1 protein-coding gene is annotated in these 593 nt (G+C 39.8%); it reads right to left on the reverse strand.

The genetic code is table 11. From position 1 onward, the window contains the following. The coding region (locus FT986_RS05465; protein ID WP_255505914.1) for an aminotransferase class I/II-fold pyridoxal phosphate-dependent enzyme at positions 1-536 on the reverse strand (536 nt) is incomplete at its 3' end. Between the last annotated feature and the right edge of the window lie 57 nt (positions 537-593).

Here is a 593-nt window from a genome sequence, read left to right on the forward strand (position 1 = left end):
TGGGCTAAGGTTTGGGTCAATTGAAGAATATCTGTTTTTTGATTATGCCTAGAGATGGTAATCCTCAATCCCGTCTGGGTGGAAGGTACGGCTGGAAATAAGCCCATATTCACGTAATATCCGTGATCTAATAATTGACGTGTGAGTTGATAGCCGGTTTCAGGTATTCCAGTAGCAATAAAAAATACGGGAGATTCATTTTTTTCTACCAAAGGAATCTGATATTCTTCCAAGAGTCCATTGAAGTAATCTATTCTTTCCTTTAGTTCATTTTGAATGGTGGTTATTTCATCGGACAAGTGAATTTTTGCCGAGGCTATGGCGGCACCCACCGAAGCGGGGTCTAACTGTGCAGAAAAAGTAAGTGGTCCCCCAAAGGTTTTGATTTTTTGCTGCATCTTTTCATCCCCGCAAATAATAAAAGAACCATTGGCACCAAAGGTTTTACTTAAGGTTCCTATAACCACCACTTGAGGGGGGATCGTTTCAATTTGTTCACATACATAGCCCCGTCCATATTTACCCGACCAGCTCATGCCATGAACATCATCAAAATACAAACATAATTGTTTATACTTCTTAGATAAGTCTAA

It is taken from the genome of Mesonia sp. K4-1 (genome assembly GCF_008017825.1).
Lineage (GTDB): Bacteria > Bacteroidota > Bacteroidia > Flavobacteriales > Flavobacteriaceae > Mesonia.